Origin of the sequence: Rathayibacter sp. PhB1, assembly GCF_004362935.1 — a bacterium.
Classification (GTDB): domain Bacteria; phylum Actinomycetota; class Actinomycetes; order Actinomycetales; family Microbacteriaceae; genus Rathayibacter; species Rathayibacter festucae.
Map to the genome: position 1 here is coordinate 17,521 of NZ_SNYD01000010.1, position 17,780 is coordinate 35,300.

Consider the following 17,780-nt stretch of genomic DNA (forward strand, 5'->3'; position numbering starts at 1 on the left):
ACGTTCTTCTCCGGCCTGTCGCTCTCGCGCGTCTGCTTGCATGGGGGGATGAGCCTGCAGCGGACCGACGTGCTGGTCGTCGGCGGCGGACCGGTCGGCGTGCTGCTCGGCGCGCTGCTCGCCCGGCGCGGGGTCGAGGTGCAGGTGTGGGAGCGGCGGACCGCGGTGCCCGCGGGGTCGCGGGCGATCGGCATCCATCCGCCCTCGCTCGATGCGATGGCCGAGGTCGGTGCGACCGAGCGGATCCTCGCCGAGGGCGTCCGGGTCGCCGAGGGCGTCGCGGTGAGCCGGCGCCGGGTGCTCGGAGCGCTGTCGTTCGCGCGGGCCTCGCGCACGCATCCGTACGTGGTCACCCTCGATCAGCACCGGACCGAGTCGATCCTGCGCGAGCGGCTTCGCGAGGTGGCGCCGGATGCGCTGCGCTCGGGTGTCACGCTGACCGGGCTCGACCGCGGGCGCGACCACGTCGACGCGACCGGGGCGGACGAGCACGGCGCTCCGGTGACGGTGCGCGCCGCCTTCGTCGTCGGCGCGGACGGGGCGCGCAGCGCGGTGCGCGAGCTGCTCGGGATCCGCAGCAGGGGCCGCGACTACCCCGACTCCTACGTGATGGGCGACTTCGCCGACCCGGAGCCGGCCGCGCGGGCGTCGTCGGCGCTCGTCGACGTCGGGCCGGACGGCGTGATCGAGTCGTTCCCGCTGCCGGGCGGGCGGCGGCGCTACGTGGCGCTCGCGGGTGACGATCTGGTGGCGCCCGCGTGGCGGCCGGACGCGGCGCCCGATCCGGCCTCCGCCCTGGCGCTCAGCACCGTGGTGCGGGCGCGGACCGGCGCGGAGCCCGACCCGGCGACCTGCACGATGCTCAGCGGCTTCCAGGTGCGGCGGCGCGCGGCCGAGCGGATCGGCGTCGGGCGGGTGGTGCTGATCGGGGATGCGGCGCACGAGATCAGTCCGATCGGCGGGCAGGGGATGAACCTGGGCTGGCTGGACGCGGCCGAGCTCGCGCCGCTGCTCGCGGACGCGGTGCGCAGCGGTGCGGCGGGGCCGTTCCCCGCGTTCGCCCGGCGGCGGATGCGGGTGGCCCGGCGCGCGGCGCGGCAGGCCGAGCTGAACATGGCGGCGGGGCGGCCGACCGGCGGCGCGGGGCTGCTCGGGCGCGAGGGACTGCTGCGGGCGCTGCTGGCGCTGCCGACCTCGGACCTGCTGGCTCGGGTGTACTCGATGCGGTGGTCGTAGGGCCGGCGGTCGGGCTGCTGGGGCTGACGGGGCTGCTCAGGCGACGAGTCGCGCGCCCGCCAACCCGAGCTCGACGACGAGGACGAGCGACGAGGCGATCACCAGGCGGAACAGCGTGCGGGTCGGCGTGCCGGTGAGCACCAGGCGGATGCCGGCGGCCGCGAGGACGAGGACCGCGACGGTCGCGACGACGGCGAGGACGACTCCCGCGCCGCCGACCGGGTCGTCGCCGACGACCTGGCCGAGCAGCACGAGCACCGCGCCGAGCATCAGCGAGCCGAACGCGACGACGCCGGAGAGGCGCAGACCGAGGCGGTGCGGGAAGCCGCGGACGCCGGTCGCCGCGTCGTCGACGAGGTCGGGGAGCACGTTGGTGCAGTGGATCGCGACGCCGAAGACCGCGCCCGTGGCGACCGCCCACCAGGCCGGCAGCTGCCCGCCGCCCGCCGCGACGGAGACGACGGGGAGCAGCCCGAAGGCGACGAGGAACGGCACGACGGAGAACGCGGTGCGCTTGAGTCCGGCGTCGTAGGCCCAGCCCGCGGCGACGAGGACGAGGTGCGCGACGGCGGCGACCGGCCCGAGCAGGAGCGAGAGCACGACGGCGACCGCGGCGGTGCCGAGTGCGGCGGCGCGGACCTCGCCGACGCTGATCCGGCCGAGCGCGACGGGCTTGTCGGTGCGGCCGACGGCGCGGTCGCGGTCGGCGTCGATCCAGTCGTTCGCCAGCCCGATCGAGAGCTGCCCGGCGAGGACGGCGAGCGCCACGAGGACGACGATCCCCGGTGCGTGCCCGGACGCCGCGGCGAGCACGGTCGCCAGCACGGTGACGGTGACGGTCGGCCCGGGATGCGACGAGGCCAGCAGGAGGCGCACCCGGGACGTCATCCGGCCAGCCTACGGCGGGCGTGCGCGCGGCAGCGCGGGGCGACAGAGCGGGCAGAGGAAAACCCCGGGTCAGTAGCCTGATACCGGGGTTCCCGTGTCGTGGCCAGAGGGACTTGTCGCCGGAGCGGCATCGGTCATCAAAGGCTCTCGATGCGTCGAGTGTACGCCGGGAGGGCGGAAGATGCCGAGCAGCGCTGGACCGTGGGTCGTCGAATGGCTCACTGTCGAGCGCTTCGCGAAATACGTGCGCGCAGCAGGGGGCGATCACGCTCGCGCTCTCGCCTTCTACGAGTGGAACGCGCGCCTGTCGGCGGAGCTGCTCCACGACCTCGGTCACCTCGAGGTAGGACTGCGGAACGCGTACGACCGAGCGCTGCTCGCCCACCCTGCGATTCACGGCCGCGACTGGATCGAGCAAGCGACGTATGAGCAACTACTGCCCGTGCACCTGGCTCTCGACTCTCACGGTGTGCCTCAGGACAAGAACGCGACCCCGCGCTCCGCGATCAAGGCCGCCCGCAAGTACGCGAGGTACACCACTGGCGGACCGACGCCTCGCGGCAAGGTCATCGCGGAACTGATGTTCGGCTTCTGGACCTACCTCTCGGACGGGCTCCACGAGAAGACGCTCTGGGTGCCGGCATTGAATCGGGCATACCAGCCCGGGACCGATCGCGTGAAGATCCACGACGCCCTCACGGACCTGCGTGATATCCGGAATCGTCTGGCACACAACGAGTCCGTCTTCGACCGCCGTCCCGAGAACATCCGCCGCTCGCTCGTCTTCGTCGCCCGCTCGCTCTCGCCCGACCTCCGAGACCAGATCGTCAGCACGAGCCGAGCGTTCGAGACGATCTCCGCGCGTCCGTGACCGCGGCGCCTCCTGACTGGCCAACTGCACTGTGCACAGGGGAACCCCAGAAAGGTGCCAGGCGGCGCATCGGGTCGGAGCCGTAGGCTCGGAGCGTTCTGAAACCGCTCCCACACCCCGGGGGCGGCGACCCCCACGACGCCAAGGACGACGCCGATGAACCGCATGCCGAGCAACCGCACCACCGTGATCACCGCGCTGGCCTGCGGCCTGCTGCTCTCGACCGGAGTGGCCGCCCAGGGCGCCGCCGCCGACACGGCCGCCGCGTCGCTCGAGGACCACCTCGGGCCGGATAGCGCCGCGGGCGACACGCTGCTGGTGAACGGGCGCGCGTACCCGCTGCAGTAGCGGCCGGGGCTCGCCAGAGCAGTTCCCCGGCTGAGTAGTTCTCTCCAGACCGCCCCGAACGGGTGGTATCCGCTCCCTGTGAATCTCATCACACTGAGGAGCCTCCTCGACGAACGTGGTGCAGCCGCGCTCGGGACCCGCAGGCACAGCACTGCCACCCGCTCGCCGCTCGCCCTGGAGTCGTCATGCCCGAACACCGTCCCGCCCGCGCGCGGGTCCTCGCCCTCGCCACCGCCCTCGCGGTCGGCTTCGGGCTGCTGGTCGCTCCGGCGGCTGTGGCGGCGGAAGCCGCACCGTCGGCCGCGCCGGTCTCGGAGACCTCCGGTCAGTGGCACACGGACGCGCCGGCCGCCCGGCAGGCCGCACCGCAGGCAGTGGAGCCGCGAGCGCTGGTCGCCGCGACTCCGCCGGCGAACGACCTGCGCGAAAACGCGACCGCAGTGACGACACTGCCGTTCTCGACCGTCGCCCCTTACGCGGGCGCGACGCTTTCCGACGGCGAGGATTCCACCTGTCGCACGACCGACCCCGACTACTCGGAGTTCTTCACCTACGGATACGGCTCGACCTGGTTCAAGTACGTCTCGACGAAAAGGCAGACTCTGACCTTCGGGGGTTCATCGACGATCGTCAGCGCGTTCGCCGATGGGCCGATCACGGACGCGGCCCGCATCAGCTGCACCGAGGTCGGATACCGCGAACGGAACTTCGTCCAGGCGGAGGCCGGGAAGACCTACTACTTCCAGGTCAGCGTCGACCACTACTCGACCGAAACCGGGGAGCCCGCGAACGCCGAGTTCTTCCTTTCCGCCAGCGCCGCCGTCCCGAACACCACCTACTCGTCGGCATCGGTGATCTCGAGCGTTCCCGCGACGATCCAGGGGTCGACCTCGAAGATCGACAACAACTGGTACGAGCCCTACTCGGGCTGTGACTACAACCCCTTCATGGGCTCCGTCTGGTACAAGTACCGCGCACCCGCGACCGGAAGCGTCCAGGCGGACCTCGGCGACAGCTTCTCTCCCGTGAATCTCGGGGTCTACGAGTCCGATGGAGTCACTCCTGGAGCGATGCTGGCCTGCCCGTACCAGTACACCGAGACGGGCAGCACGGGCGAGTACGACTACTCCTTCGACCGGGCCAACGCCAGCTTCGCCGTGCAAGCCGGTAAGACCTACTTCCTGCAGGTGTCCAACTTCGACTTCAACAAGGGCGACTTCGTTCTGACGCTCGCCAACGTCGGCACCCTCACCGCGCCGACGCCGACCATCAGCGGGTCCGCGACCGCCGGCGACACTCTCATCGCGGTTCCCGGCACCTGGGGTCCGTCACCCGTGGCCCTGTCCTACCAGTGGCTGAGCAACGGCGACCCGATCAGCGACGCGACCGGTCCTCAGTACGTCGTCTCGCAGTGGGATCTCAACAACGCGATCACCGTGCAGGTCACCGGCACCAAGGCCGGCTACGCGACGGCCGCGCGCACCAGTGCCGCCGTCACCGTCACCTCCGGCTCGCTCACGAACTCCGTGCCGACCGTCACCGGGTCCGCCGCGATCGGCGGGACGCTCACCGCGAACCCGGGCAACTGGGGTCCCGCGCCCGTCGAGCTGGCGTACCAGTGGAAGCGCAACGGGACCGCGATCGCGGGGGCCACGGGCAGCAGCTACGTCGTCACGTCGGCCGACTCCGGGACCGCGCTCACCGTCAGCGTGACCGGCACGAAGTACGGGTACACGACCGCGACCCGCACCAGCTCGGCCACCCAGGTCGGGCTGCCGCTGCAGACGCTCATGCCGACGCCGACCATCTCGGGCAGCACCACCGTCGGATCGACGCTCACGGCGAACCCGGGAGCATGGGACTCCGGCGTGACGCTGAGCTACCAGTGGAAGAAGAACGGCGGCACGTACATCTCCGGCGCCACCGCGAAGACGTACGTCCTCAAGGCCTCCGACGCCGGAGCGACGCTGACCGTGAGCGTCACCGGCACGAAGACCGGGTACTCCCCCGCGACCAAGACGAGCGCGACGACCGCGGCCGTCACCAACGGCGCGGTCATCACCGGGGCCACGCCGACCATCACCGGCACCGCGACCGTCGGGCAGAAGCTGACCGCGGTCCCCGGGACCTGGACGCCCTCGCCCGTCACGCTCGCCTACCAGTGGCAGCGCAACGGCACCGCGATCAGCGGGGCCACGGCGACGACCTACACGCTCGTCGCGGCCGACGCCGGAGCGGCGATCACCGTCGCGGTCACCGGCACGAAGTCCGGCTACACCGCGGTCACGAAGACCAGCGCCGCGGTCACCGCGAAGGCGGCACTGCAGACGCTGATGCCGACGCCGACGATCACCGGCACGACGAAGGTCGGCTCGACCCTCACCGCGAACTCGGGGACCTGGGACTCCGGCACGACGCTGACCTACCAGTGGAAGAAGAACGGCGGCACCTACATCTCCGGCGCCACCGCGAAGACCTACGTGCTCAAGGCCTCCGACGCCGGCGCCACGATCACCGTCTCCGTCACCTCCACGAAGACCGGCTACTCCCCCGCCACCAAGACCAGCGCCACCACCGCGCTCGTCACCGGCGGCGTGCTGACCGGCGCGACCCCGACGATCACCGGGACCGCGAAGGTCGGCCAGACCCTCACCGCGGTGCCGGGCACCTGGTCGCCGGCGCCCGTCACGCTGAGCTACCAGTGGAAGCGCGGCGGCACGGCGATCTCGGGCGCGACGTCGGCGACCTACAAGACGGTGTCGGCGGACGCGGGCAAGGCGATCACGGTGACGGTCACCGGCACGAAGGCGGGCTACACGACGCTGAGCAAGACCAGCGCGGCCAAGACGGTCGTCAAGTGAGCACGGTCGCGAAGTAACCCGCAGGACACCTGAGGGGGGCCGGGGCGTGCGAGGCTTGATGGTCGCCGCCCGCCCCTCCTCCCTCAGGACACCGTGAACACCCCTCCGCGCACCAGCTCCAGCACCCGCACGACCTCCCCCGCAGCCTTCCCCTGGATCGGCCTGCTCACGCTCGCCGGCGCCGTCTTCGTGTCGGTGACCAGCGAGTTCCTGCCGACCGGCCTCATCCCGGACATGTCGCGGGACCTCGGCGTGAGCATCCCGCTGACCGGTCAGCTGGTGACGATCTTCGCGGCGACCGTCGTCATCGCGACGACGCCGCTGACGCTGGTGACGCAGCGGTTCTCGCGGAAGAGCCTGCTCCTCGTCGCGCTGTGCACGATCGCGGTCGCGAACGTGCTGGCCGCGCTCGCCCCGACGTTCGCGCTGCTGGTCGGCGCGCGCATCCTCGGCGGGCTCGCGCACGGACTGTTCTGGGCGATCGTCGCCGCCTACTCGGCGCACCTCGTCGCTCCGGAGCACCTCGGCCGGGCGACCGCGATCACGGCCGGCGGCGGCTCGGCGGCCTTCGTCCTCGGCGTGCCGGTGGGCACCGCGCTCGGCCACGCGTTCGGCTGGCGTCCGACGTTCGCGATCCTCGGCGCGATCGTGCTGCTGCTGGCGCTGCTCGTCGTGAAGTTCCTGCCGGCGGTCGATCACAGCATCCCGCTGCGCACCGGCGAGATCCGGTTGCCCGCCCGCAAGGACCGCAGCCTGCCGCGCATCATCGGCGTCTGCGTCGTCATCCTGCTGGTGCTGATCGGCCAGAACACGCTCTCGACCTACGTCACGCCGTGGCTCGAGAACGCGTCGTTCTCGCCTGACAGCGTGCCGCTCCTCCTCTTCGCGTTCGGCGGCGCGGGCGCGGTGGGCCTCGTGCTCGCCGGCTTCGCGACCGACCGCTTCCCGCGCTCCGGCTTCGTGGTCGCGGCGATCGCCGTGGTGCTCGCGCTGGTCGCGCTCGGGCTTGCCGCAGGCTCGCGGGCCACGGTCGCGATCGTCGTCGCGGCGATCGTCTGGAACATCGCGTTCGGCGGCATCCCGGCGATGCTGCAGACGCGGATGCTGCGCACCTCCTCGTTCCAGCTGCGCAGCCTCGCCGCAGCGCTGCAGACGACCGCGTTCAACATCGGCATCGGCGGCGGCGCGATCGTCGGCGGGCTGACCATCGACCTGAGCGGACTCGATCTGCTGCCGTGGGTGGCGATCGTGATGATCGCGGTCGGGCTCGTGGTGAGCCTGATCGTGGAGGCGCGCTCGTCGGCCGCGGTGCGGCGCGAGCAGGCCGCGGCGGTCCGCTAGAGCGAGGCGTCTCCTCCCCGCGGACGACGACCTGCCCGACGAGTGCGGGATAGCGTGAAGCGCATGAGTCAGAGCACGATCCCCGTCCCCGGGCAGCCGTACTACGGTGCTCCTCCGCTCGCCGCGGTCCGGCGCTTCTTCTCGCAGTACGCGCGCTTCCGCGGCAGGGCGAGCCGCGCGGAGTACTGGTGGATCATCCTCGCCGGGACCCTGCTGAACCTCGCGCTGCAGCTGATCGACGGCTCGGAGCCGGGGCTGCAGCTGTCGTTCACGCCGTTCCGCTCGGGCGAGCTGGACTTCGCGACGCCGTGGGTGGCCGTGCTGGCCGGGGCGATCGCGCTCGGCACGCTGGTGCCCTCGCTCGCGCTGATCTGGCGACGGCTGCACGATGTGAACTACAGCGGGATGTGGATCTTCGCGCTGTTCATCCCGATCGCGGGCGCGGTGTTCCTGCTGATCCTGTTCGTGCTGCCGCCGCGGCCGGAGGGGATGCGCTTCGACTGAGGCTCGCGGTGTCGCTCGCGCCCTCTACGGTGAGGGCGTGACTGCGCGCGGCAACGACTTCGACGCCCTGCGGCTGGTCGCCGCGCTGATGGTCGTCGTCGGGCACGGCGCCGTGCTGCTCGGCGAGCCGGCGCCGCGGCTGCTCGGGCTGCCCGTGCACTCGCTCGGCGTCTCGGTGTTCTTCTGCGTCAGCGGATTCCTGATCGCGGGGAGCATGGAGCGCGCGCCGAGCGCGGGGCGGTTCCTCTGGCACCGGGTGCTGCGGATCTTCCCGGCGCTGATCGTCGTGGTCGCGGTGAGCATGCTCGTGCTCGGGCCGCTGGTGTCGTCGCTGCCGGCCGGGGCGTACTTCTCCTCGCCGCAGACCTGGGCCTATGCGCTCAACGTGCCGCTGCTGGCGCAGTACGAGCTGCCGGGCGTCTTCGACTCGGCGGTGCACGCGCGGCCGGCGGTGAACGGCTCGCTGTGGACGCTGGGGGTGGAGTTCTGCTGCTACCTCGGGGTGCTGGCCCTGCGGTGGGTGCCGGGGCGGGGGCTGGCTCGCGGGGTGCTCGCGGTACTGGCGCTCGTGGGGCTCGCGGTGGTGACGGGGCTGGGCGGAGCGCTCGGGTCCTCCGCGGAGCTGTGCGCGTTCTTCGCGGCGGCCGCGGCGGTGCGGCTGCTGGTGCCGGCTCGATGGCTGCGCTGGCCGGCCGGCGTCGTGGCGCTCGCGGTGCTGCTCCTGGCGGCCGGGACTCCGCTGCAGCAGGTGGCGCTGTGGGTCGCGCTGCCGGTGCTCGTGATCGTCGTGGGCACCGGGTCGCTGCCGGTGCTGCGGCGGGCGGCGCGGTTCGGCGACTTCTCCTACGGGCTGTACCTGTGGAGCTATCCGGTGCAGCAGCTCGTGCTCGAGGTGCTGGGGCGCCTGCCGATGGCGGCGAATCTGGCGCTCGTCGTGGCGGTGACGCTCCTGCTCGCGGTGGCCTCGTGGTGGCTGGTCGAGCGGCCGGCGCTGCGCTGGAAGGACCTGCGGTGGAAGGACGCGCGGCTGTCGGGGCGCTCCATGCTGATCGAGTAGCCCGCGGAGCGGGCGTATCGAGATCCACCGGCGTCTGGACGTGAGTCTGCAGACCCGGCCTGCTGACGAGGGTGGGTCTCGATACGCCCCTCCGGGGCTACTCGACCAGCATGAATTCGGCGCTGCCGTATCTTGCGCCCATCGCCCTGCGGAGCTGCTCGACCAGCGCGGAGGGCCGCCGGTGCAGGGGCGGTTCATGCTGATCGAGTAGCCCGCGGAGCGGGCGTATCGAGATCCACCGGCGCCGGAACGGGAGTCTGCAGACCCGGCCTGCTGACGTCGGCGGGTCTCGATACGCCCCTCCGGGGCTACTCGACCAGCATGGAGGGCCGCCCTGCGGGGCTGCTCGGCCAGCAGGGTGGGGCTACGCGCACCAGTCGCGGGAGACGCCGTTGACGCTGCGGGAGGTGTCGCCGGTGCCGAGGTCGACGAGGACGGTGGAGGTGGCGCTGAAGCCGGGGACGTCGGGGTAGTCGTCGGGGACGCCCTCGGCGGAGACGGCCTCGACGGCGGCGAACTGGCCGTTGGGCGAGAGGCAGACGCCGCGGATCCGGCCGGTCGGCGAGGTGCGGAAGATCTCGGTGGTGCCGCTCGCGTCGACGCGGACGACGGAGTACTGGGCGGTGCCGGTCTCGGGCGAGTAGTCGGCCTCGAGCTCCAGGTAGCTGTCGGAGTCCAGGAGCAGCAGCTGCACCGGCGAGGTGGTCGGGCCGACGTCGGCGGGCGGCAGGGCGAGCGTCTCGACGGAGCCGTCGGCGAGGTCGATCACGGAGCCGGAGTCGGGGTCGGCGACGACCAGCCGGTTCGCTCCGGGGACGAAGCCGCGCAGCTCGGCGTGCTGGCCGAGCGGGCTGATGGTGCCGGGGGTGAGCAGGTCGACGAGCAGCACGGTGTCGTCGAGGGAGTGGGTGACGACGGAGGTGGTGCCGGGGACGAACATCCAGTCGGTCGCGCGCAGCGGGCCGCCGTCGATGCCGGTGATCGGCACGGCCTCCGCCTTCTGGTCGGTGAGGTCGTAGGCGTAGAGCGCGCGGTCGAGCGGGCCGGTGGGCGCGGAGCCGGTGAAGGTCCAGCCGAGCACGCCCTTCTCGGGCGAGGCGTGCAGCTCGCGGACGACGCCGGGGCCGGGCAGCGGGATGACGCCCTCGGAGCCGGTGTCGAGGGTCAGCGTGCGGATGAGGGTGGTGTCGTCGGGCTCGAGGGTCACGACGACGAGCACCGGGCCGACGACGGCGTAGTCCTGGATCCGGTCGGCGGTGTAGAGGACGCGGGTGTCGCCGCCGGAGAGCGGGCGGACGCGGATCGCGTCGGGCTGGGCGGGATCCTCGGCGGTGCGGTCGAGGGTGTAGAGGTCGGGGTCCTTGGTGGTGAAGGCGGCGGAGAGGTCGGACTCGGCGCCGGTCGCGATGCCCTGCGCGCCGTCGATGGCGATCTCGTACTCGGTGACGTAGCGGAGGGTGTCGTCGAAGGTGACGGTGAGCACGCCGCCCTCGAGCTCGGCCGTGTGCGGGGTCTCCGGAGTGACGCGGACGCGGTCGAGGGCGTCGGGCTCGATCGCCTGGTCGAGGTGCACGCGGGCGCGGCCGCCGTCGCGCTCGACGACGCCGGAGGTGCTGACCTCGAGCGAGGCGACGCGCGGGCCCTTGGCGATCGTGGCGGCGGTGAGGCCGCCGACGGCGAGGACGAGGACGGCGGTGACGCTCCAGAAGACGCGGGAGAACGCGCGCTCCCCGCCCCGGCGCTCAGTAGACATACGGCATCGCCGGCTCGTCGATCGGCGTCACGACGTCGGGCTCGAGGACGACCGCCTCGGCGCTGGTGACGCTCGGGTTCGCGCCGAAGCCGCCGGTCACCTCCAGCCACTCGCCCTCGGTGTACGTGTCGGCCCAGCCCGGCTGGTGGATCGGCACGCCGACCGGCTGCGCGTCGACGGCGCAGCAGGTGACGATGAAGCGGGCGACGTAGAAGACGTTCTCCGGGTCGCTCGCGTCGGGAGTGACGAAGCCGCTGACCGTCGCGGTGCGCCCGGCCAGGAACTGCTCGCTCGCGCCCTGGCGCAGGAGCGTCGCCCAGTCGCGGACGGTGAAGGACGCGGTGTCGCCGGTGGGCGCCTGCGCGGTGACCGAGGCGTCGACGGCGCTGGTGTTGACCTCGCGCTGGGTCGCGGTCGAGGCGGTCAGCGCGGCGGGCGGCACGACGAGCAGCGCGACGGCGGCGCAGGCGATCACCGCGAGGCTCCCGAGCGCGGCGAGGCCGGCCCGCCAGCGGCGGCGCGGGGCGTGCTCGTGAAGGTGGTCCTCCGCACGCCCGTCGTCCTCCTCCGCCCCCGGCACGATCGCGAACGCGCAGATCAGCAGCACCGCCGCGACCGCCGCGAGGATCACCGAGAACTCGAAGTAGCGCGGGTGGATGTAGAGGCCGAGCCGGCCGGTCGCCGCGAGCCAGAGCGTCGAGACGACGCCGATCAGGCTGAGGACGACGCCCTTCCAGCGGGCGAGCAGGCGCTCAGAGCGCATGGTTCACCGCCAGGCCGAGGACCGCGGCGCAGAGGCCGACCAGCGCGGTGATCCGCACGAGGGTGCGCGCGGAGAAGGTGGTGCGCAGCAGCGCGAGCATCTTGATGTCGATCATCGGGCCGAAGACGAGGAAGGCGATGATGCCGCCGGGCAGGAACGTCGAGCCGAAGGAGAGGACGAAGAACGCGTCGACGTTGGAGCAGATCGAGATCACGAAGGCGAGCACCATCAGCGCGAGCACCGACCAGAGCGGGTCGCCGCCGAGGGTGGTCAGCACGTCGCGCGAGACGCCGACCTGGATCAGTCCGGCGATCGCGGCGCCGACGAACAGGGCCGGCAGCATCGCGCCGGTCTCCTCCGCGAAGAGCAGCACGCTGCGGCGGGCCTTGGCGCGGACGGTGCGGGAGGGCCGCTCGCCCGCCTCGCAGGCCGCGCGGAACCGCGGGGTCAGCAGCGCCATCGGGTCGGTGTGCCGGCTGAAGATCCAGCCGACCAGGTTCGCGATCACGAAGCCGCCGACGATGCGCCAGACCAGGATCCCGTCGGCCCAGCCGAACGCCTGATAGGTCGTGACGATGGTGATCGGATTCACGATCGGCGCCGCGAGCAGGAAGGTCATCGACTCCGAGACGGACAGCCCCTTCACGATCAGCCCGCGCGCGAGCGGCACGTTGCCGCACTCGCAGACCGGCAGCAGCACGCCGAGCAGCGAGATCACCAGGCGCCGCGGCAGGGCGCGCTTCGGCAGGATCCTCAGCAGCACCGCCTCCGGCACCCAGAGCTGCACCGCGATCGAGAGCACGATGCCGAGGAAGACGAACGGCAGCGACTCGATGACGACGCTGATCGCCAGGGTGAGGAAGTCGCGGACGGCGTCGGAGAGGACGTCGCCGGCGGCGTCGGGCGACAGGACGCGGAGGAGCGCGGCGGCCGCGACCAGGGCGAGGCCGAGGCCGACCCGGCGGAGGAGGACAGCGCGGCGGGCGAGGACGGAGCGGTCGCTTCCGGGCGGAGTCGTTCCGCGCTCGGAGGTGGCGGTCGCCCTGTCGATCGTCATCCGGACCATCGTAGGCGGGCCGGCAGCCGAGGATTCCTGCGTGCGTTGCACCCCGACCCGGGAGGGACCCGCGCACCACCCCCGCTCCTAGCCTGACGACCGACGCGATCGGGAGCACCTCGCTCCGCAGAACCCGTGGAGGTCGCCGTGCGCCGCATCAGAACCCGCCTCGCCGCGCTGGCAGCGCTCGCCCTGACCGTGCCGCTCCTCAGCGGCGTGGGCGACGCTCCGGCCGACGCCGCGGAGAGCGGAGCCCCCGCTTCCGCCGCCGCCGTCGCCCTGGCGGCTCCCGCCGCCGCGGACGGCTGGACGACGGTCTTCGCCGACGACTTCGACGGCGCCGCTGGCGGTCCCGTCGGTCCGGCGTGGATCCACGAGCTCGGCACCTGGGGCACCGGCGCCGTCGACCGCACCACCGACTCCACGGCCAACGTGTTCCTCGACGGCGCCGGGAACCTCGCCGTCCGCGCACTGAGGGATCAGGCGGGGGCCTGGACGTCGGGCCGAATCATCACGCGTGACAAGTCCTTCGCCGCCCCGGCCGGCGGCCAGCTGCTGATGACCGCGTCGATCCGCCAGCCGGCCCCCGCGCAGGCGACCGGCTACTGGCCGGCGTTCTGGGCGCTCGGCCTCGACGAGAACGGCGCGATCGACTGGCCGCGGACGGGCGAGATCGACATCCTCGAGGCGGTCAACGGCACCTCGCAGGTCATCCAGACCTTCCACTGCGACCTCGTCGATGCGGGCGAGTGCGACGAGCCGTACGGCCTCACGAGCGGGCTGCAGGACTGCGCGGGCTGCCTGACCGCCTTCCACACCTACTCCGCACTGGTCGACCGGCGGGTCGCAGGGCAGGAGCGGCTGCAGTTCCTGGTCGACGGCGAGGTGCGGCACACCGTCGAGCAGGAGGGCATGACCGAGGAGGCGTGGAACGCCGCCATCGGCAACGACTACTTCCTCATCCTGAACCTCGCCATCGGCGGGGGCCTGCCCGACGGGGTGTGCGGCTGCGACAGCGCGGGCGCCCCGAAGACGTCGGGCGGCACGATGAGCGTCGATCACGTGGCCGTCTACCGGTCCGAGGCGACGGCCGCACTCGGCGCCGCCACTCCGTCGATCACGGGCACGCCGCAGGTCGGCTCGACCCTCACCGCGCAGCCGGGCGCCTGGACGCCCGCGCCGGTCGCGCTCGCCTATCAGTGGAGCGCCGACGGCGTCGCCCTGAGCGGGGCGACCTTCCCGGCCTACACCCCGACCAGCGGCACCGTCGGCAAGCGGGTCTCCGTCACGGTCACGGGCACGAAGGCCGGCTACCCGACCGAGAGCCGCACCGCGCCGAGCACCGCGGTCGTGGCCAAGGGGACGCTGACCGCGCCGACTCCGACGATCACGGGGACAGCGAAGGTCGGTTCGACCCTCACCGCGAAGGCGGGGACCTGGGGACCGGCCCCGGTCGCCCTGAAGTACCAGTGGCGGGCGGGCGGCACCGCGATCTCCGGCGCGACGTCGGCGGCCTACGTCCCGACGACCTCGGTGGTCGGCGCCCGGATCACCGTCTCGGTCACCGGCACGAAGACCGGCTGGACGAGTGCGGTGCGCACCTCCGCGGCGACCGCCGCCGTCGTGCGCTGATCCGGGCGGCCGCCCGTCAGCTGTGCTCCCCGCGGCGTCGGGGCACGATCCGCATCACCGCGGTGCCGGCCGCGATGAGCGCGAACGCCGCGAGCCCCCACCAGAGCGAGTCGAAACCGGTCGCGGCGAGCGCGCCGGCGCCCAGCCCGGCTCCGGCGGAGGACGAGAGGTTGTTGTACATGGGTTTCTCCTTCGATCACCAGGCGCGCTGACGTCGTGTCAGCGCGTCCAGGTAGGCCTTGGTGTGGACGATCTGCAGAAACAGATCGAGGAACAGCTCGTACATCAGACCGGCGAGCAGCATGTGCCGCCAGCCCCGGTCGCGGACGGTGACGACGCGCTCGACGACGAAGATCAGGGTGACGGCGAGCCAGAACGGCTGGATCGAGAGCCCGCCCATCACCAGCGCGTACACGACGGTCGCGAGGTAGACGTAGGTCACGAAGCAGCCGGCCATGGTCAGCAGCTGGCGGCCCCAGTAGGGCCAGGTGACGCGGGTGAGTCCGTACTGGACGCAGTTCTCGACGGCGCCGCGCTTCCAGCGCAGCCGCTGGTTCCAGAGCTCGCGCCAGGTCGGCATGATCTCGGTGACGAGCGTGCAGCCGGCCGGGCTCAGCACCTCGTAGCCGAGGTGCTTGATGGCGAAGGTGAGCTCGTTGTCCTCCGTCAGGACCGTCGTGTCGTAGATGCCGCCGCGACCGTCGCCTGCGGGGATGCGCCCGTCGCGCCGGGCACGGCTGATCTCGCGCAGCAGCGCGCCGCGCAGCACCGCGGCCGTCCCGGTGACGACGAGGCACTTGCCGTTCAGGCGGCGGACGTCGCGGGCGTAGCGGGCGTACTCGTTGCGCTGGAGGTGGCCGACCAGCCCGCCCCCGGGGGTGCCGCGGAAGACGCCGCCGACGGCGCCGATCCGCGCGATGCCGATCTTCAGGCGGGCGATCGCGAGGAAGTCCGGGTCGAGCGCGGAGTCGGCGTCCTGCACCAGGACGAGGTCCTCGTCCTCGAGCTCGAGCAGCAGGACCCCGAGGAACTGGTTCAGGGCGCCGGCCTTCTTTGCCGTGTTGCCGGTGGTGGCGAAGACCTCGGCGCCGTGCGCGATCGCGATCTCGGCGGTCCGGTCGGTGCAGTTGTCGGTGACGACGACGATCCGGTCCGGCGGCGAGGTCTGCGTCTGCAGGCCGAGGATCGCGGCGGCGATCCCCTCCTCCTCGTTGTGCGCGGGGAGGACGGCGACCAGGCGGCCGACGGGCTTCGAGGTGTGCCGTCCCTCGCGGGCCGGCGGGGTGGCCGGGACGGCGGGGGCGGCCGGCTCGGTGCGGGCCGGAGTCCGCGCCCAGGACCGCTCGCGGGTCGGGGCGTAGCCGATCGGCATCGCCTCGGTCGAGGCCGCGGAGCGGGTGATGAAGGGGGCGGGCAGGGGTGTGCCGAGCTCGTCGCCCCTGCGCGGCGGGGTGCTCCGCGCAGGGGTCGGCGGCTCAGCGGGCAGAGTGCCCGCGGAGTGCGCGATCAAGGCCAGGATCCTCAGTCTTCGGGTGTTTCGGGGAGGGGAGGCGCGCCGAAGTCCCTCCGCAAGCGATTCGGGTCGCCGGAGGAGAGTGATGATGAGGGGACGTGCCTGCCCTCGGGTGAGCATGTCGGCACGCAGCAGATCAATCAGCATCGGGTTGCTTGACGATCAAGGTAGACGAGCCGCGAGGTCGATGCAAGCGAATGGAGAATGATCGTTCTCCGAATATCTGCCCGTGTCACTGCGCTGGTGACAGAGCCCCTGCGACGGCCTCTTCTCGTGAAGCGGGCGGGTCGCCGCACAACATCAGCTGAGGAGGGGGTCCCTCCCTCCTGGGGGGACGCCCCCCGCTCTCAGCTGATGTTGTGCAGCAAGCGTCCTGCGGAGCAGGCACCGGCCGCCTCGGCAGCCGTCCAGGCCGCCCACCGCAGTCCGACCACGGCGCGGGCGCAGGCGCCGACGAACAGCGGGAGGTCGAGCACGGCGGTGGGCACCGGGTCGAGCGGATCGAGCGTCGCCTCCCGCACCGCCGGCACGAGCGCGACGGCGGGTGCAGGATGAGCGCATGACCCTCCTCCGCGTCCGGATGCGCCCGCGCGCCGTCGACGAGCCGCACCGGGTGTCGTCGCCGCTCGAGCTGCTCGTGGACCTGACCTTCGTCGTCGCGATCGCGCAGATCGCCGCGCAGCTCGCGCACGCGACGGAGGAGGGACACCTCGGCGAGACGGTCCTCCCCTTCGCGATGGTGTTCTTCGCGATCTGGTGGGCCTGGATGAACTTCACCTGGTTCGCCTCCGGCTACGACACCGACGACGTGCCCTACCGCCTGCTCACGCTCGCGCAGATGGGCGGGGTGCTCGTGCTCGCGGCGGGGGTGCCGACGGCGTTCGAGGAGGGCGACTTCACGGCGATCACGGTCGGCTACGCGATCATGCGGTTCGCGCTGGTGAGCCAGTGGCTGCGGGTCGCCGTGTCGACGCCGAGCCAGCGGGTCTCGGCGCTGCGCAGCGCGGGCGGGTTCTCGCTCGTGCAGGTCGGCTGGCTGCTGCGGCTCCTGCTGCCGGAGCAGTACGGAGTGGTGAGCTTCGTCGTCTTGGCGGCGCTCGAGCTGGCGGTGCCGCTCTGGGCGCTGCGGGCGGGCGAGTCGAGCTGGCATCCGCACCACATCGCCGAGCGCTACGGGCTGTTCACGATCATCCTGCTCGGCGAGGGCGTGCTCGCGGCCGTGACCGGGGTGCAGCAGGCGGTGACGGAGTCGGGCGTGAGCCTCTCGCTCGTGATCGTCGCGGCCTGCGCGCTGGTGATCGTCTTCGCGCTGTGGTGGCTGTCGTTCCTGCACCCCTCGGGCGAGCTGCTCGAGCGGCGGCGCGACCTCTCCTTCCGCTGGGGGTACGCGCACTTCGTGATCTTCGCGGCGCTCGGCGGCCTGGGCGCCGGCCTCGAGTCGGCGGTCGCGGCGACGGCCGGGCACCTGGAGGCGAGCGACACCGTGATCGGCGCCGCGGTCGCCGTGCCGGTCGCCGCCTTCCTGGTGATGCTGTGGGCCGTGCACCTGCCCCTCGCCGAGGGTCGCCCGCTCCGCGCCGCCCTCGTCCTGCCCGCCGCCCTCGCGGTGCTGGCGACCCCCCTCCTGGCCGCGCCGCTCGGCGTCGCCGCGGTTCTGACGGCGATCGCCCTCCTCTGCGCCGCCCTGGTGGCCACCGCCCTGACGCCCACGCGGGTCTGACCCCCGCCGCGAGATGCCACTTGTGCACGCGACACGCCGTGAAAGGCGTGCACAAGTGGCATCTCGATGGCCGGAGAACGAAGTCGACCCCGGATGTTCATCCACCCCCTCTAGGGTGACGTCACTCAGGACCGGTCCGCCGGCGATGGACCGGATCCGGTTGCCGCGATCCCGCGAGGGGTGCCGGCCGGCAGTCGCCTCGCCCGTTCGCGGTCGCTCCCCCGAGGCCGCACGAC

The 17,780-nt window shown here is 72.5% G+C and carries 16 protein-coding genes; 9 read left to right on the top strand and 7 right to left on the bottom strand.

What is annotated here, in order from left to right; genetic code table 11:
- Positions 1–48: 48 nt before the first annotated feature.
- Complete coding sequence (locus EDF17_RS18705; RefSeq protein ID WP_243732972.1) at positions 49–1,236, top strand: NAD(P)/FAD-dependent oxidoreductase; 1,188 nt, start codon at positions 49–51, stop codon at positions 1,234–1,236.
- Between the two features lie 36 nt (positions 1,237–1,272).
- On the opposite strand, the gene EDF17_RS18710 is transcribed toward EDF17_RS18705, so the two are convergent.
- Positions 1,273–2,124, bottom strand: a complete 852-nt coding sequence (locus tag EDF17_RS18710; RefSeq protein ID WP_123444480.1) for a UbiA family prenyltransferase — start codon at positions 2,122–2,124, stop codon at positions 1,273–1,275.
- A gap of 181 nt (positions 2,125–2,305) precedes the next feature.
- On the opposite strand from EDF17_RS18710, the gene EDF17_RS18715 reads away from it, so the two are divergent.
- The 6 genes from EDF17_RS18715 (at position 2,306) to EDF17_RS18735 (ending at position 9,106) form a co-directional block, all read left to right on the top strand.
- Positions 2,306–2,995, top strand: a complete 690-nt coding sequence (locus tag EDF17_RS18715; RefSeq protein ID WP_123444479.1) for an Abi family protein — start codon at positions 2,306–2,308, stop codon at positions 2,993–2,995.
- Between the two features lie 156 nt (positions 2,996–3,151).
- Positions 3,152–3,343, top strand: a complete 192-nt coding sequence (locus EDF17_RS18720; RefSeq protein WP_123444478.1) for a hypothetical protein — start codon at positions 3,152–3,154, stop codon at positions 3,341–3,343.
- Positions 3,344–3,528: 185 nt separating this feature from the next.
- On the top strand, positions 3,529–6,204 hold the full coding sequence (locus EDF17_RS20030; RefSeq protein ID WP_166649745.1) for a hypothetical protein: 2,676 nt from the start codon (positions 3,529–3,531) through the stop codon (positions 6,202–6,204).
- A gap of 93 nt (positions 6,205–6,297) precedes the next feature.
- Complete coding sequence (locus EDF17_RS18725) at positions 6,298–7,545, top strand: MFS transporter (protein WP_123444477.1); 1,248 nt, start codon at positions 6,298–6,300, stop codon at positions 7,543–7,545.
- A 63-nt stretch (positions 7,546–7,608) separates the two neighbouring features.
- Positions 7,609–8,049 carry a DUF805 domain-containing protein gene (locus EDF17_RS18730; RefSeq protein WP_133672160.1) on the top strand — a complete coding sequence of 147 codons (441 nt, stop codon included), beginning with the start codon at positions 7,609–7,611 and terminating at the stop codon, positions 8,047–8,049.
- 37 nt (positions 8,050–8,086) lie between these two features.
- Positions 8,087–9,106 carry an acyltransferase gene (locus tag EDF17_RS18735; protein WP_123444475.1) on the top strand — a complete coding sequence of 340 codons (1,020 nt, stop codon included), beginning with the start codon at positions 8,087–8,089 and terminating at the stop codon, positions 9,104–9,106.
- Between the two features lie 364 nt (positions 9,107–9,470).
- On the opposite strand, the gene EDF17_RS18740 is transcribed toward EDF17_RS18735, so the two are convergent.
- From EDF17_RS18740 to EDF17_RS18750, 3 genes are read right to left on the bottom strand one after another with little or no spacing between them, the layout of a single operon-like run.
- Complete coding sequence (locus EDF17_RS18740; RefSeq protein ID WP_123444474.1) at positions 9,471–10,859, bottom strand: hypothetical protein; 1,389 nt, start codon at positions 10,857–10,859, stop codon at positions 9,471–9,473.
- Positions 10,849–11,622, bottom strand: a complete 774-nt coding sequence (locus EDF17_RS18745; RefSeq protein ID WP_123444473.1) for a TIGR03943 family protein — start codon at positions 11,620–11,622, stop codon at positions 10,849–10,851. Before EDF17_RS18745 ends, EDF17_RS18740 begins: the two co-directional genes overlap by 11 nt.
- On the bottom strand, positions 11,612–12,679 hold the full coding sequence (locus EDF17_RS18750; protein ID WP_123444472.1) for a permease: 1,068 nt from the start codon (positions 12,677–12,679) through the stop codon (positions 11,612–11,614). The genes EDF17_RS18745 and EDF17_RS18750 overlap by 11 nt, the downstream gene beginning before the upstream one ends.
- Positions 12,680–12,826: 147 nt before the next feature.
- On the opposite strand from EDF17_RS18750, the gene EDF17_RS18755 reads away from it, so the two are divergent.
- Positions 12,827–14,311, top strand: coding sequence for a family 16 glycosylhydrolase (locus EDF17_RS18755; RefSeq protein ID WP_166649746.1), 1,485 nt, complete (start codon positions 12,827–12,829; stop codon positions 14,309–14,311).
- Positions 14,312–14,327: 16 nt separating this feature from the next.
- Here EDF17_RS18755 and EDF17_RS20035 read toward each other — a convergent pair whose 3' ends face one another.
- From EDF17_RS20035 to EDF17_RS18765, 3 genes are all read right to left on the bottom strand, one after another.
- A complete protein-coding gene (locus tag EDF17_RS20035; RefSeq protein WP_164874589.1) occupies positions 14,328–14,492 on the bottom strand; it encodes a hypothetical protein in 165 nt (54 codons plus the stop codon).
- Between the two features lie 15 nt (positions 14,493–14,507).
- The gene (locus EDF17_RS18760) at positions 14,508–15,821 is read right to left on the bottom strand and encodes a glycosyltransferase family 2 protein (RefSeq protein ID WP_243732973.1); all 1,314 of its coding nucleotides are present in this window, start codon (positions 15,819–15,821) and stop codon (positions 14,508–14,510) included.
- 350 nt (positions 15,822–16,171) lie between these two features.
- Positions 16,172–16,354 (bottom strand): hypothetical protein, encoded by a 183-nt coding sequence (locus EDF17_RS18765; protein WP_123444470.1) that lies wholly within the window; start codon positions 16,352–16,354, stop codon positions 16,172–16,174.
- 29 nt (positions 16,355–16,383) lie between these two features.
- Between EDF17_RS18765 and EDF17_RS18770 the strand changes: the two genes are divergently transcribed.
- Positions 16,384–17,544, top strand: a complete 1,161-nt coding sequence (locus tag EDF17_RS18770) for a low temperature requirement protein A (protein ID WP_208110657.1) — start codon at positions 16,384–16,386, stop codon at positions 17,542–17,544.
- Positions 17,545–17,780: the final 236 nt, after the last annotated feature.